Below are 13,470 nucleotides of genomic sequence, written 5' to 3' on the forward strand. Positions count from 1 at the left end.
CCTAGGGCCCCGTAATACCTGGGTCTGACGCCGAGACGGCTCTGAGGTCTGACGACCGCGGTGGTCGGGGTCACTACCTTCGAGGGGTGACTGTGATCGCGACCGAAAGCCTGAGCAAGCGGTTCCCCCGGGTGACCGCGCTCGACCGGCTGTCCATGGACATCGGAGCCGGTGTGACCGGACTCGTCGGGGCCAACGGCGCCGGCAAGTCCACCCTGATCAAGATCCTGCTGGGTCTGTCCCCCGCCACGGAGGGCCGCGCCGAGGTGCTCGGCCTCGACGTCGCCACCGAGGGCGCCGCCATCCGGGAGCGCGTCGGCTACATGCCGGAGCACGACTGCCTGCCGCCCGACGTCTCGGCCACCGAGTTCGTCGTCCACATGGCCCGCATGTCCGGTCTGCCGCCCACCGCCGCGCGCGAGCGCACCGCGGACACCCTGCGCCACGTCGGCCTGTACGAGGAGCGCTACCGCCCCATCGGCGGCTACTCGACCGGCATGAAGCAGCGGGTGAAACTGGCCCAGGCGCTCGTGCACGACCCGCAGCTGGTCTTCCTGGACGAGCCGACCAACGGCCTCGACCCCGTCGGCCGCGACGAGATGCTGGGCCTGATCCGGCGCGTCCACACCGACTTCGGCATCTCGGTCCTGGTCACCTCCCACCTGCTCGGCGAGCTGGAACGCACCTGCGACCACGTCGTCGTCATCGACGGCGGCAAGCTGCTGCGCTCCAGCTCCACCACCGACTTCACCCAGACCACGACCACCCTCGCGATCGAGGTCACCGACAGCGACAGCCACCCCGACGGCACCCGCGCGGTCCGCGACGAGCTCCACGCGCGCGGAATCGACACGCACGCCGAGGCGGGCGGACTGCCCGGAGCCGGGCACATCCTGCTGCTGACCGCCGAGGGCGACGCGACGTACGACCTCGTCCGGGACGTGGTGGCCGACCTCGGCCTCGGCCTGGTGCGCATGGAGCAGCGCCGGCACCACATCTCCGAGGTGTTCAGCAGTGACGAGCAGCGGAAGGAGGCCGTCGGCCATGGCGGTTGAGCATCCCCTGGCGACGCCTTCCGGCGACCAGACCCGTATCCACGACATCGGCTACCGCGGCTACGACGGCCCGCGCCTCGGCCGCTCCTACGCCCGCCGGTCCCTGTACTCGCAGTCCCTGCGCGGCGCCTACGGCCTCGGCCGCTCGGCCAAGTCCAAGGTGCTGCCGATGCTGCTGTTCGCGGTGATGTGCGTGCCCGCGGCCATCATGGTGGCCGTCGCGGTGGCCACCAAGGCGCACGAACTGCCGCTGGCTCACGCCTACACCCGCTACGCGCTCGTCATGCAGGCGGTGATCAGCCTGTACGTCGCCGCGCAGGCCCCCCAGTCGGTCTCGCGCGACCTGCGCTTCAAGACCGTCCCGCTGTACTTCTCCCGGCCCATCGAGACCGCGGACTACGTCGTGGCGAAGTTCGCGGCACTGGCCTCGGCGCTGTTCGTCCTCACCGGTGCCCCGCTGCTGGTGCTGTACGTGGGCTCGCTGCTCGCCAAGATGGGCTTCGCCCACCAGTCCGGGGAATTCGCCCAGGGGTTGGTCTCCGTGGCCCTGCTCTCGCTGCTCTTCGCCGGCATCGGCCTGGTCATCGCCGCCGTCACCCCGCGCCGCGGCTTCGGCATCGCCGCCGTGATCGCCGTGATGACCATCTCCTACGGCGCGGTCTCCACCCTCCAGGCCATCGCCGACGTCCAGGGCAGCAGCGGTGCCGTTCCCTGGCTCGGCCTGTTCTCGCCGGTCACGCTGATCGACGGCGTGCAGTCCGCCTTCCTCGGCGGCAGCTCCGGCTTCCCCGGCGGCACCGGCCCGTCCGGCGGCGAGGGCGTGGCGTACGCCCTGGTCGTCCTCGGTCTGATCGCCGCGAGCTACGGCCTCCTGCTGCGCCGCTACAAGAAGGTGGGACTGTGACCACGCCCGTCCCGTCGCCCGCCACCACCCTCCCGAGGAACGGGCTGCGCCCATGACCACTCTCACCATCGACCACGTGTCCCGCTGGTTCGGCAACGTGGTGGCCGTCAACGACGTCACCATGACCATCGGCCCCGGCGTCACCGGCCTGCTCGGCCCGAACGGCGCCGGCAAGTCCACCCTGATCAACATGATGGGCGGCTTCCTCGCCCCCTCCACCGGCTCGGTGACCCTCGACGGGAAGCCGGTGTGGCGCAACGAGTCCGTCTACCGGCACATCGGCATCGTCCCCGAGCGGGAGGCGATGTACGACTTCCTCACCGGACGGGAGTTCGTCGTCGCCAACGCCGAACTGCACGGACTCGGCGCCAAGGCCGCCGGGCGGGCGCTCGCCACCGTCGAGATGGAGTACGCCCAGGACCGGAAGATCTCCACGTACTCCAAGGGCATGCGCCAGCGCGTGAAGATGGCTTCCGCGCTGGTCCACGACCCCTCGCTGCTCCTGCTGGACGAGCCGTTCAACGGCATGGACCCGCGCCAGCGCATGCAACTGATGGACCTGCTGCGGAAGATGGGCGACGAGGGCCGCACGGTGCTGTTCTCCTCGCACATCCTGGAGGAGGTCGAGCAGCTCGCCCGGCACATCGAGGTGGTCGTCGCCGGACGGCACGCGGCCAGCGGCGACTTCCGCCGGATCCGCCGCCTGATGACCGACCGCCCGCACCGCTACCTGGTGCGCTCCAGCGACGACCGCGCCCTCGCGGCCGCGCTGATCGCCGACCCGTCGACGGCCGGCATCGAGGTCGACACGGCCGAGGGCGCGCTGCGCGTCCAGGCCGTCGACTTCGGCCGCTTCACCGCCCTGCTGCCGAAGGTCGCCAGGGACCACGGCATCCGGCTGCTCACGGTCTCGCCGTCCGACGAGTCCCTCGAGTCCGTGTTCTCGTACCTGGTTGCGGCGTAGGAGGCCGAAGATGTACGACCCCACCGTCGCCCGGCTCACCTACCGGGCCCTGCTGGGCCGCCGCCGGGCCCTCATCCTCGGCGCGCTGCCCCTGCTGCTCATCGTGATCGCGGTCGCCGTGCGCGCGCTGACCGGAGCCGACGACCAGACGGCCTCCGACGTGCTCGGCGGCTTCGCCCTCGCCACCATGGTGCCGATCATCGGCGTCATCGCGGGCACGGGCGCGATCGGCCCGGAGATCGACGACGGCTCCGTCGTCTACCTGCTGTCCAAGCCGCTCAAGCGGCCCACGATCATCTTCACCAAGCTCATCGTGGCCATCGCCGTGACCATGGTGTTCTCGGCCGTGCCGACCCTGATCGCGGGACTGATCCTGAACGGCAACGGCCAGCAGATCGCCGTCGCCTACACGGTCGCCGCGCTGGTCTCCTCCATCGCCTACTCGGCGCTGTTCCTGCTGCTCGGCACGGTCTCCCGGCACGCCGTGGTGTTCGGGCTGGTCTACGCCCTCGTCTGGGAGGCGCTGTTCGGCTCCCTGGTGCCGGGCGCGCGCACGCTGAGCGTCCAGCAGTGGTCGCTGGCCGTCGCCCACAAGGTCGCCGGCGGGGACATGGTGACCTCCGAGGTGAGCCTGACGACGGCCACCGTGCTGCTGGTGGCCGTCACCGTCCTGGCCACCTGGTACGCCGGCCAGAAACTGCGGTCGCTGAAGCTCGCGGGCGAGGAGTAGGCCGCGGCGGCCTTGACGGGGACTTCACCCCGGCCCGGGCACACTGGGCGAATCGGACACATGGCTGGGAGGCCGCAGATGGGTGAGGAGATACCGCAGCCCGAAGGGCGGGAGCGGGCCGGGGAGGCCGCCTGGGACGACATCGTCCTGGACGAGGCCTTCGTACGCGCCGCGGAGTCCTCCGAGCCGTCCGCCCGGGCCCGGATGCTCGCCGCGCGCTGGCGGGCGGAGGGACCGCAGCCGCAGCCCTGGCGCTCCGACGAGCCGCCGGCCGGCTGGTTCTTCAGCAAGGCCCGGCGGCGCGGACGGCGCCGTCGCTAGCGCCGCTCCGGCGGCACCCGGCTAATTCGGTGGCGCCCGACTCGGCGGCGGGGCACAGTGGTTGTGCCCCGTCCGCCGGGATCGTCCCGGCGCCACGTACTGGGAGAGGAGATGGGCGATGTCCATGCACGGCAGTACGCCCAGCTCCCGACAGGGCAGCGCGAGGCCGGCTCCGGAGTGATCGCCACTCCTCCGTGACGCCCGTGGGAGCTGCCCGGGGCGGCCGCTTCGAGCACGCGATGTCCGCATCCGCGTGGGCCGCCCACCCGGAGGATTGGCCGAGTGGTAAGGCACTGGCTTGCTAAGCCATGGTCGGGTCCGAAAGGCCCGCGCACGTTCGATCCGTGCATCCTCCGCAAGACGCTGTCACCCGACCCGGCCGGCTCGCCGGCCGGGGGATCTCAGGCCAGCAACCGCTCCAGCACCACCGCGATGCCGTCGTCCTCGTTGGAGGACGTCACCTCGTCCGACACCGCCTTGAGTTCCGCGTGGGCGTTGGCCATGGCCACGCCGCGGGCCGCCCAGGCGAACATTGGGACGTCGTTGGGCATGTCGCCGAAGGCGATCGTGTCGGCGGCCTTCAGGCCGAGGCGGCGGGCGGCGAGTGACAGCCCGGTGGCCTTGGACAGGCCGAGCGGCAGCAGCTCCACGATGCCCTCGCCCGCCAGGGCCACCGTGACGAACCCGCCTGCCGTCTGCCGGGCGACGGCCGCCAGCTCGTCGTCGCCCAGCGTCGGATGCTGGATGTAGATCTTGTTCAAGGGCGCGGTCCAGAGGTCGGACGCGTCCGTGAACGGAGTCGCCGGGAGCCGCCCGGTGACCGCGTATCCCGGCCCCACCAGCACCTCGCCGTCGAGGCCGTCACGGCTGGCCGCCAGGTACAGCGGGCCCACCTCGGCCTCGATCTTGGCGAGGGCCACTCCTGCCAGCTGCCGGTCCAGGGTGACCGAGGTCAGCAGGCGGTGCGCCCCGGCGTCGTAGACCTGCGCGCCCTGGCCGCAGACGGCGAGGCCGTCGTAGCCGAGGTCGTCCAGGATGTGCCGCGTCCAGGGGACGGCCCGGCCGGTGACGACGATGTGCGCCGCGCCCGCCGCGGTGGCCGCGGCGAGCGCGTCCCGGGTGCGCTGCGAGATCGACTCGTCGGAGCGCAGGAGCGTTCCGTCGAGGTCGGTGGCGACGAGCCCGTAGGGGAAGCTCACCGGGTCACCGGTGCCAGGACCTCCCTGCCGCCCAGGTACGGGCGCAGGACCTCGGGAACCCGGACCGAGCCGTCGGCCTGCTGGTGGTTCTCCAGGATGGCCACGATCGTGCGCGGTACGGCGCACAGGGTGCCGTTGAGCGTGGCGAGCGGCTTGACCTGCTTGCCGTCGCGGACCCGGATGGACAGGCGGCGCGACTGGAACTCGGTGCAGTCCGAGGTCGAGGTCAGCTCGCGGTACTTGCCCTGGGTCGGGATCCACGCCTCGCAGTCGAACTTGCGGGCGGCGGAGGCGCCGAGGTCGCCGGTCGCGACGTCGATGACGCGGAACGGCAGCTCCAGCGAGGTCAGCCACTGCTTCTCCCACTCCAGCAGGCGCTGGTGCTCCGCCTGGGAGTCCTCGGGAGCGACGTACGAGAACATCTCGACCTTGTCGAACTGGTGCACACGGAAGATGCCCCGCGTGTCCTTGCCGTGCGAGCCGGCCTCACGGCGGAAGCAGGGCGAGAAGCCCGCGTACCGCAGCGGCAGCCGGTCGGCGTCGATGATCTCGTCCATGTGGTAGGCCGCCAGCGGCACCTCGGACGTGCCGACCAGGTAGAGGTCGTCCTTGTCGAGGTGGTAGACGTCCTGGGACGCCTGGCCGAGGAAGCCGGTGCCCGCCATGGACTGCGGGCGGACCAGCGCCGGGGTGAGCATCGGCGTGAAGCCGGCCGCGGTGGCCTGGGCGATGGCCGCGTTCACCAGGGCCAGCTCCAGCAGGGCGCCGACGCCGGTGAGGAAGTAGAAGCGGGAGCCGGAGACCTTGGCGCCGCGCTCGACGTCGATCGCGCCGAGGATCTGGCCGAGCTCCAGGTGGTCCCGGGGCTCGAAGCCCTCGGCGGAGAAGTCACGGATGGTGCCGTGCGTCTCCAGCGTGGCGAAGTCCTCCTCGCCGCCGACGGGCACGTCGGGGTGGACGAGGTTGCCGAGCCGGAGCAGCAGCTCCTGGGTCTCGGCGTCGGCCGCGTCGCGCTCGGCGTCGGCGGCCTTGACGTCCGCCTTCAGCTGCTCGGCGCGCTTGAGCAGCTCGGCCTTCTCGTCGGCGGAGGCCTTGGGGATCAGCTTGCCGAGCTGCTTCTGCTCGGCGCGCAGTTCGTCGAAGCGGACGCCGGAGGACCTGCGCCGCTCGTCGGCAGACAGGAGGGAGTCGACGAGCGCGACGTCCTCTCCACGGGCGCGCTGGGACGCGCGCACACGGTCGGGGTCCTCACGGAGCTGGCGAAGGTCAATCACGGGGCCCAGGCTACCGGTGCGCGGTTGCCGCTCACGAATCCCTATTCCGGAGAGTTCAGATACGCGGCTTACGTTCCGTTATGCGCTAATTGCCGAGCGTGTCAAGGAAAAGTGTCTCACTCCCTGGGACGGGGCATGCCTCGGGCGCCCGGTTGACTGGATTTCCTTGTGGGGAACGGGACTTGGGAAGCGCGTTGTCCACAGGAATCCACACCCCCGGAAGGGTTATCCACAGGCTGTGTGGAAGGTCTGTGGACGTCGGAATTGATCACTCCGGAAGCGTCGAACGGACGGAAGAATTCCCGGGTCAAACCCCATCCACACCCACGTTCGGGTGGAAAACGGTCGCCCCAAAAGATGAACCATGGGAAACGGGTGGACGAAGGGTGACTCATGCGCCGGTGACGCCACCTGGGGGCCGTAGGGCGATTTGTCGACCGAACGGCACTTCCTTGTCGACTTGTCCCCAGGTCGAGAAGGGCACCTGTGGATAACGCCTGTGGATAACGATGATCCGCAGGTACGACTGGCTAGAAGCGCCCGTCCTGGCAGCGCGCCACCCAGTCCGCCGCCGCCGTGAACTCCTCGTCCGAGGTCCCCGGAAGCGTCGGCCGGGCCTCGGCCGGGGTGATGTCGGCACGCGGATAGGAGCCGAGGAAACGCACCTGGAGACAGATCCGCTTCAGACCTCTGAGGGCCTCCGCCATCCGCCGGTCGGAGATATGGCCCTCGGCGTCGATGCAGAAGCAGTAATTGCCGATACCGGCACCGGTGGGCCGGGACTGCAGCAGCATGAGGTTGATGCCGCGCGAGGCGAATTCACCGAGCAGGTCGCGCAGGGCTCCGGGATGGTCGTCGCGCTGCCACAGCACCACGGAGGTCTTGTCGGCGCCGGTCGGCGCGGCGGGCCGGGCGGGGCGGCCGACCAGCACGAACCGGGTCTGGGCGTTCTCCGCGTCGTGGATCCCCGTCTCCAGGGCGCGCAGCCCGTACCGGGCGGCGGCGAACTCGCCCGCGAAGGCGGCGTCGTAGCGGCCCTCCTGGACCAGGCGGGCGGCGTCCGCGTTGGACGCGGCCGACTCCCAGGTCGCGTCCGGCAGATGCGCGCGCAGCCAGTTGCGCACCTGCGGCTGGGCCGCCGGGTGGGCGGAGACGGTCTTGATGTCCGTGAGCTCGGTGCCCGGCCGGACCAGCAGCGCGAACGTGATCGACAGCAGCACCTCGCGGTAGATGGTCAGCGGTGCGCCGGCGACGAGTTCGTCCAGGGTGGTGGTGATGCCGCCCTCGACGGAGTTCTCGATCGGCACGAACGCCGCCTCGGCCTCACCGGCGCGGACGGCGTCCAGCGCGGACTGCACCGACACGTACGGGATCAGCTCCCGGGTGGCCGCCTCCGGGAGCGTCCGCAGGGCGACTTCGGTGAAGGTGCCCTCGGGGCCCAGGTACGCATAGCTCGCTGGCATGTCCTCACCCTAACGGCGGCACGGCGGCCCGTCGCCTCCGTCTCACGACGGCCACCCGACCGGGTGGTTTGAACGCGGAACGGCCCCGGGTGCACCGCTGCCTCGCGTATCCGGACGCCTTCCGGGCCGCCGCGGACGTGCGTGCCGGCTCACCCCTCCAGCAGTCGCTGCCCCACGTACTCGCCCTTGGCCGCCCCGCCCGGCACGGCGAACAGCCCGCTCGCCTCGTGCCGGACGTACTGCGAGAGCGCGTCGCCCCGGTCGAGCTTGCGCTGCACCGGGACGAAGCCGCGCAGCGGGTCGGCCTGCCAGCAGACGAACAGCAGACCGGCGTCGGGCGTGCCGTCCGCGTCGATGCCGTCGTGGTAGGAGAACGGGCGCCGCAGCATCGCCGCGCCCCCGTTGCGGTCGGGCCGGGTGATCCGCGCGTGCGCGTTGACGGGGACGAGGTATTCGCCCTTGGCGTCCGTCTTCTCCAGGTCCATCTCGGTCGTCTCGTCGCCCCCGGACAGCGGCGCCCCGTCGGCCTTGCGGCGCCCGATGACCTGCTCCTGGGCGGTGCGCGACAGCCCCTCCCAGTCGTCCAGCAGCATGCGGATGCGGCGTACGACGGCGTAGGAGCCGTTCGCCATCCACGCGGGCCCGGTGGTGGAGGGCACGAAGATCCGCTGGTCGAAGTCGGCGTCGGCCGGCCGGGGGTTGCGGGTGCCGTCGAGCTGGCCCATGAGGTTGCGGGCCGTCATGGGGTGGGCGGTGGCGCCCGGGGAGCGGTTGAAGCCGTTCATCTGCCAGCGCACCCGTGCGGCCGACCCGGCGTCCTTCTGGATCGCCCGCAGGGCGTGGAAGGCGACCAGGGCGTCGTCCGCGCCGATCTGCACCCACAGGTCGCCGTCGCTGCGGGCCTTGTCGAGGTGGTCGGAGGAGAAGGCCGGCAGCGGGTCCAGCGCGGCCGGCCGCTGCTTCTCCAGGCCCGTCCTGCCGAAGAAGCCGTACCCGAAACCGAAGGTGACCGTCAGCGAGGAGGGCCCCGCGTCACGGGCCACGTCGGTGTCGTCGTGCGGGGCGGCCTCGCCCGCCATCAGCCGCTCGGCCGTCGCCGACCAGCGGCGCAGCAGGGCCGCCGCCTCCTTGCGGCCCGCGCCCGGCGCCAGGTCGAAGGCGACGAGATGGCCGCGCGCCTGGAGCCCCTCGGTGATACCGGGCTGATGTTTCCCGTGAAACACCGCCCGGTCGGTGCCCACCGAGGTCAGCGGAGTGGCCCCGGCGGGCGCGGCGGCGTAGCCCACTGCGCCGCCGGTCGCGCCGAGCACGAGCCCGGTGGCGCCGGCGGTGCCGAGCAGGGCACGCCGGGAGACGCCCCGGCCGGTGCCGGGGTCGCCGGCGGGCTGGCGCACGGCGGACTCGGGCGTCCGGGCCTCGGGGAGGGACTGGTCGGGCATGGTGTCGTTCAGCCGATCTGCGCGTTCTTGGAGACGGTCACCTGGTCGATGTCGGAGGTCCGCACGGTCACCGCGATCTTCCAGTCGCCGGCCATGGGGATCTGCACCGCGCTCGCCGACCAGTGGCCGGTGGTGATGTGGTCGGGGTTCACGGGGAGCGGGCCGATCTTCTTCGCCTCCAGGGTGAAGGAGACCTTCACCTCGGGGACGTCGAAGGCCCGGCCGTTGGGCCGCTCGACGTAGACGTGCATCTCGTTGCCGCCCACGCGCGCGGGATCGAGGTCGATGCGTGCGACGCCCTTGCCGTCCGTGCCGCCGGTGTCGAAGGGCATGTCCAGGGTGAGCGCACCGGACGCGGGGGAGGACGGGGACGACGAGCGGGCCGACGCGGACGTGGCGGCCTCGGCCTGCTGCTCGGTGCGGCCCGGCTCGGTCTGCGTCAGCACGGTGGTGACGGCGAGCAGGACGACCGCGACACCGGCCTCGGCGAGCACCGAGCGGCGCAGCCCGAACCGGTTGGGGTCGGCGTCCCGCAGCCGCTTGCGCCGGGCGGCGTCGGCCGCGGCCCGCTGCCGGGCCAGCTGTGCGGCGCGCGGGGAGTCACCGGTGCCTTCACCCTTGTCGCCCTCGGCGTCCGCGTCCCCGCCGGCCGGCCCGTTCGCGCCGGAGGACTGCTCGGCCGGTGCCTTCACTGACGCCCCGGCCGAGGCCTTGGCGGCCGGCCCGGCCGCCGCGGAGGCGACCCGTTCCTTCCGCGGCCGGTCGGCCCCGGCGCCCGTGCCCGTGTCGGCGAGCCGCGCGGTCCACCGCCGCGAGACCGCCGCGACACCGACGAGCAGCGCCACCAGGCCGATCTTGACCAGCAGCAGCTGCCCGTACCGGGTCTCGGTGAACGCCGACCAGGAGCCGAGCTGCCGCCAGGACTGGTAGACGCCGGTGACGACCAGCGCGAGGACCGAGCCGAAGGCCAGCCGGGAGAAGCGGTGCACGGCGGCGGCCTCGACCGGCGTCTCGGCGGGCGCGCGGTACAGGGCGACCAGGAGCGCGGTGAGACCGCCCAGCCAGCCGGCGACGGCGAGCAGATGGACGACGTCGACCGGCATGGCGATGCCCGGCTGGAGCCCGACCGAGGCGTGCTCGGCCATGGCCCAGCTGGAGGCGAGACCGGCCGCGACGACCGTGCCGCCGACGGCGAGCCCGAAGGTCAGGTCGCGCTTCTCCGCGCCCTCCTCCCGCCGGGTGTAGGCGCCGAACAGGACGGCGACGAACAGCGCGGCGGCGGCGAGCAGCAACAGCCGGGAGACCAGCGCGGCACCGGTCTTGGTCTGGAGCACCTGGCCGAGCAGATCGAGGTCGAGGACATCGGCGAGCTTGCCCGAGGTGGTGTACGCGCCGCGCAGGAGCAGCAGCCACAGGGTGGCCGCGGTCAGCGCCAGCCAGCCGCCGACGACCAGCCGCTGCAGGGCCCGTACGCCCGCGCCGCGCCGCCAGCAGGCGAGCACGAAGGCCGCGCCGCCCGCGAGCACGATGAAGCCGGCGTAGGACACGTACCGCCCGAACCCGTAGAGCACACCCACGGTCCCGCCGCCCGCGGCCGGCCCCGCGTCGGAGACCACGGTCGCCGAGGGCGCCCCGACGGAGAAGGTGTAGGCCCCGGCGACGGGGTGGCTGTCGGCCGAGACGACCTGGTAGGCGACCGTGTAGGTGCCCTTGGCCAGGCCGCTCTTGAGCCGCACGGCGTAGGTCGTCCCGCTCACGTCGGCGGGCGTGCCCGTCTGGACCGGCCGGCCCTTCGGGTCGAGCACCCGCACGGAGTCCCCGGTCATCGCGACCGTCTCGGAGAAGGTGAGCGACACCTGGCTGGGCGCCTTCTTGACCACCACCCCCTGCGCGGGGTCACTGCCGGTCAGCGCCGCGTGCGCGGAGGCCGGTCCGGCGCCCGCCAGCAGCGCGCCGGTGACAGCGAGCAGCAGCAGTACCAGGGTCCGCAGGCGGGGGGTGATGGTCCGCGTCAAGGTGGTCCCTCCCTCAGTGGCCGGTCGACGGGTTGTACGTGGCGGACTTCACCGGCATCTCGACGGTGAGGGGGCCGGACTCGGCGAAGGTGAGCTTCACCGTGACGGTCTGGCCCTGCCGAGGCTTGCGCTTCAGCTCCTCGAACATCAGATGGTTGCCACCGCTCCTGAACACGAGCCGGCCGTGGGCCGGTATGGCGAAGGAGGACTTCTCGGCCATCGCACCGCCGACGGTGCTGTGCATGGTGACCCGGCCGGCGACGTCACTGCTGACCGAGGTCAGCTCGTCCTCGGCCGTGCCCTCGTTGGTGATCGTCAGGAAGCCGGCGGCCATGTCGGCGGAGACCGGCTGGGGCATGTAGGGAGAGCCGACCGACAGGCCGGCCTTCCCGGAGTCCGCCCCGGAGCCGGAGCAGCCGGCGAGGGCGAGGGCCCCGGCGAGGGCGGCCGCGGCCGGGACGGCACACCTCACGGCTTGGCCCCCTCGACGAGCTTGGGCAGGTCCTTGGTGTAGTCGTCGACCGTGGCGTCCTCGCCGTAGAGGACGTATCCGCCGTCGGTCTTCGGCGAGAACGCGATGACCTGGGTGCCGTGCACGGAGACGGCCTTGCCGTTCTTGTCCTTCGTCGTCGGCTCGATGGAGATGCCGACGGACCGGGCCCCGGCCTGGATGGTGGAGAAGCCCCCGGTCAGACCGACGAACGCCGGGTCGATGCCCTTGAGCCACTTGCCCAGCTCGGCCGGGGTGTCGCGGTCGGGGTCGGTGGTGACGAAGACGACCCGCAGATCGTTCTGCTCGGCCTTGGGCAGCGCCTTCTTGGCGACGGCGATGTTGCTCATCGTCGTGGGGCAGATGTCCGGGCAGTGCGTGTAGCCGAAGTAGAGCAGGGTCGGGTGGCCCTTGGTCTCGGCCCGCAGGTCGTACTTCTCGCCGTGCGTGTCGGTGAGGACCAGGTCGGGCTTCTCGAAGGGCCGGTCGAGCACCGTGGCGGCCTTGCCCGAGTCGGACTCGGAGACCACGGAGACCGATGACTTGTCGTCGTTCCCGCTGCCGCAGGCGGAGAGGGTCAGGGTGGCGGCGGCGAGCAGCGCGGCCGCGGCGAACGTCTTGTTGCGCATAGAAAAATGTCCCAGATGTGAGAACTCCGGCGCGCACCGGGGTCGTACGACAGCGTCGCACGGCCCCGGCGCGCGGACGGAACCTTGGCTCAGGCGGCGGTCCGGCGGCGGCCGGCGAGGACGCCGTAGGCGACGCCCGCGATGCCGATGACGATGCCGACCACGCCGAGCACGCGTGCGGTGGTGTCACTGCCGCCGTCGGAGCCGGAATCCGCGGCGGCGGCCGTCTTCTCGGTCTTGGCGGCGGTGTCCTCGGCGCCCGCCGTGCCGTGGTGGTCGCCGGTCGCGGCGGACAGCTCCAGCACGGGGGCCGGGTTCTCCGGCTCGTCCTCGCCCTCCTCGGGCACCTCGATCCAGCGCACGACCTCCTTGTTGGAGTACGTCTGGACGGCCTTGAAGACGAGCTGGTCGGCGTCCTCGGGCAGGGCGCCGACGGAGAGCGGGAACTTCTGGAAGTAGCCGGCCTCGATGCCCTTGCCGTCGGCGGTCCAGGTGACCTTGGAGACGGCCTCGTCGATCTTCTCGCCGTGCATGGTCAGCGGCTTGTCGAGCTTGGACCTGGTGACCTGGATCTTCCAGCCCGGGATGGGCTGCGGCATCACCGAGGCGATCGGGTGGTCGGCCGGGAGGTTGACCTCGACCTTGGTGGTCGAGGCGTCGTCGCGCTCGTTGGGGACCTTGAAGTCGACGACCGCGTAGCCGCCCTTGGCCGCGGTGCCCTCGGGCTGGACGGTGACGTGTGCGAAGGCCGGGGCCGACAGGGTCAGTACGGCCGTGCCGGCGACGGCAGCGGCGGCGGCGACACGGGAGACGGTACGGCGAGAGGCGACACGAGAAGCCTGCATGGCAGGGGCACTCCACTCTGAGTGAAATCCGGTGGTGGTCACGGTGGTGCTGAGAGATACGCGCGCGTGCGCGGTGCCACTCGCGGTGGTCGCGGTGGTCGGCGGTGCGCACGGGTGCGGCCGCGCGGACGCGGCCCTCTCC

At 71.9% G+C, this 13,470-nt stretch carries 13 protein-coding genes and 1 tRNA gene; 6 read left to right on the forward strand and 8 right to left on the reverse strand.

Annotated features, from left to right (window positions below; all coding sequences use genetic code 11):
* The first annotated feature begins 92 nt into the window (after window positions 1-92).
* From ACF08B_RS08030 to ACF08B_RS08055, 6 genes are all read left to right on the forward strand, one after another.
* The gene (locus ACF08B_RS08030; protein ID WP_392316700.1) at window positions 93-1,055 is read left to right on the forward strand and encodes an ABC transporter ATP-binding protein; all 963 of its coding nucleotides are present in this window, start codon (window positions 93-95) and stop codon (window positions 1,053-1,055) included.
* Window positions 1,045-1,959, forward strand: a complete 915-nt coding sequence (locus ACF08B_RS08035) for a hypothetical protein (RefSeq protein WP_093696877.1) — start codon at window positions 1,045-1,047, stop codon at window positions 1,957-1,959. Before ACF08B_RS08030 ends, ACF08B_RS08035 begins: the two co-directional genes overlap by 11 nt.
* Before the next feature lie 52 nt (window positions 1,960-2,011).
* Window positions 2,012-2,923, forward strand: a complete 912-nt coding sequence (locus ACF08B_RS08040; RefSeq protein ID WP_093476346.1) for an ABC transporter ATP-binding protein — start codon at window positions 2,012-2,014, stop codon at window positions 2,921-2,923.
* Between the two features lie 10 nt (window positions 2,924-2,933).
* A complete protein-coding gene (locus ACF08B_RS08045; protein WP_093476347.1) occupies window positions 2,934-3,653 on the forward strand; it encodes an ABC transporter permease in 720 nt (239 codons plus the stop codon).
* 78 nt (window positions 3,654-3,731) lie between these two features.
* Window positions 3,732-3,974 (forward strand): hypothetical protein, encoded by a 243-nt coding sequence (locus ACF08B_RS08050; protein ID WP_073887189.1) that lies wholly within the window; start codon window positions 3,732-3,734, stop codon window positions 3,972-3,974.
* Between the two features lie 268 nt (window positions 3,975-4,242).
* Window positions 4,243-4,330: transfer RNA gene (locus ACF08B_RS08055), tRNA-Ser, on the forward strand.
* Window positions 4,331-4,375: 45 nt separating this feature from the next.
* On the opposite strand, the gene ACF08B_RS08060 is transcribed toward ACF08B_RS08055, so the two are convergent.
* The 8 genes from ACF08B_RS08060 to ACF08B_RS08095 all read right to left on the reverse strand — a co-directional run bounded on the left by ACF08B_RS08060 (window position 4,376) and on the right by ACF08B_RS08095 (window position 13,328).
* Window positions 4,376-5,173, reverse strand: a complete 798-nt coding sequence (locus ACF08B_RS08060; RefSeq protein ID WP_392316580.1) for an HAD family hydrolase — start codon at window positions 5,171-5,173, stop codon at window positions 4,376-4,378.
* Complete coding sequence (serS, locus tag ACF08B_RS08065) at window positions 5,170-6,447, reverse strand: serine--tRNA ligase (protein ID WP_392316581.1); 1,278 nt, start codon at window positions 6,445-6,447, stop codon at window positions 5,170-5,172. Before serS ends, ACF08B_RS08060 begins: the two co-directional genes overlap by 4 nt.
* 530 nt (window positions 6,448-6,977) lie before the next feature.
* The gene (gene pheA, locus ACF08B_RS08070; RefSeq protein WP_392316582.1) at window positions 6,978-7,910 is read right to left on the reverse strand and encodes a prephenate dehydratase; all 933 of its coding nucleotides are present in this window, start codon (window positions 7,908-7,910) and stop codon (window positions 6,978-6,980) included.
* Between the two features lie 149 nt (window positions 7,911-8,059).
* Window positions 8,060-9,349: an iron uptake transporter deferrochelatase/peroxidase subunit gene (gene efeB, locus ACF08B_RS08075; RefSeq protein ID WP_392316583.1), complete on the reverse strand. Its 1,290-nt coding sequence runs from the start codon at window positions 9,347-9,349 to the stop codon at window positions 8,060-8,062.
* Between the two features lie 8 nt (window positions 9,350-9,357).
* The gene (locus ACF08B_RS08080) at window positions 9,358-11,364 is read right to left on the reverse strand and encodes a copper resistance CopC/CopD family protein (RefSeq protein WP_392316584.1); all 2,007 of its coding nucleotides are present in this window, start codon (window positions 11,362-11,364) and stop codon (window positions 9,358-9,360) included.
* Window positions 11,365-11,377: 13 nt separating this feature from the next.
* Complete coding sequence (locus ACF08B_RS08085) at window positions 11,378-11,836, reverse strand: copper chaperone PCu(A)C (protein ID WP_392316585.1); 459 nt, start codon at window positions 11,834-11,836, stop codon at window positions 11,378-11,380.
* Window positions 11,833-12,483, reverse strand: coding sequence for an SCO family protein (locus ACF08B_RS08090; protein WP_392316586.1), 651 nt, complete (start codon window positions 12,481-12,483; stop codon window positions 11,833-11,835). Before ACF08B_RS08090 ends, ACF08B_RS08085 begins: the two co-directional genes overlap by 4 nt.
* A gap of 89 nt (window positions 12,484-12,572) precedes the next feature.
* A complete protein-coding gene (locus tag ACF08B_RS08095; protein WP_392316587.1) occupies window positions 12,573-13,328 on the reverse strand; it encodes a YcnI family protein in 756 nt (251 codons plus the stop codon).
* Between the last annotated feature and the right edge of the window lie 142 nt (window positions 13,329-13,470).

The organism is Streptomyces sp. NPDC015139 (genome assembly GCF_043079785.1).
GTDB classification, from domain to species: domain Bacteria; phylum Actinomycetota; class Actinomycetes; order Streptomycetales; family Streptomycetaceae; genus Streptomyces; species Streptomyces albidocamelliae.

What these genes read in the sequence shown, in the direction of transcription:
- ACF08B_RS08035 (WP_093696877.1), top strand. Translation starts at nt 1,045, where the DNA reads ATGGCGGTTGAGCATCCCCTGGCGACGCCTTCCGGCGACCAGACCCGT.
- ACF08B_RS08040 (WP_093476346.1), top strand. Translation starts at nt 2,012, where the DNA reads ATGACCACTCTCACCATCGACCACGTGTCCCGCTGGTTCGGCAACGTG.
- ACF08B_RS08045 (WP_093476347.1), top strand. Translation starts at nt 2,934, where the DNA reads ATGTACGACCCCACCGTCGCCCGGCTCACCTACCGGGCCCTGCTGGGC.
- ACF08B_RS08050 (WP_073887189.1), top strand. Translation starts at nt 3,732, where the DNA reads ATGGGTGAGGAGATACCGCAGCCCGAAGGGCGGGAGCGGGCCGGGGAG.
- pheA (WP_392316582.1), bottom strand. Translation starts at nt 7,910, where the DNA reads ATGCCAGCGAGCTATGCGTACCTGGGCCCCGAGGGCACCTTCACCGAA.
- efeB (WP_392316583.1), bottom strand. Translation starts at nt 9,349, where the DNA reads ATGCCCGACCAGTCCCTCCCCGAGGCCCGGACGCCCGAGTCCGCCGTG.
- ACF08B_RS08090 (WP_392316586.1), bottom strand. Translation starts at nt 12,483, where the DNA reads ATGCGCAACAAGACGTTCGCCGCGGCCGCGCTGCTCGCCGCCGCCACC.
- ACF08B_RS08095 (WP_392316587.1), bottom strand. Translation starts at nt 13,328, where the DNA reads ATGCAGGCTTCTCGTGTCGCCTCTCGCCGTACCGTCTCCCGTGTCGCC.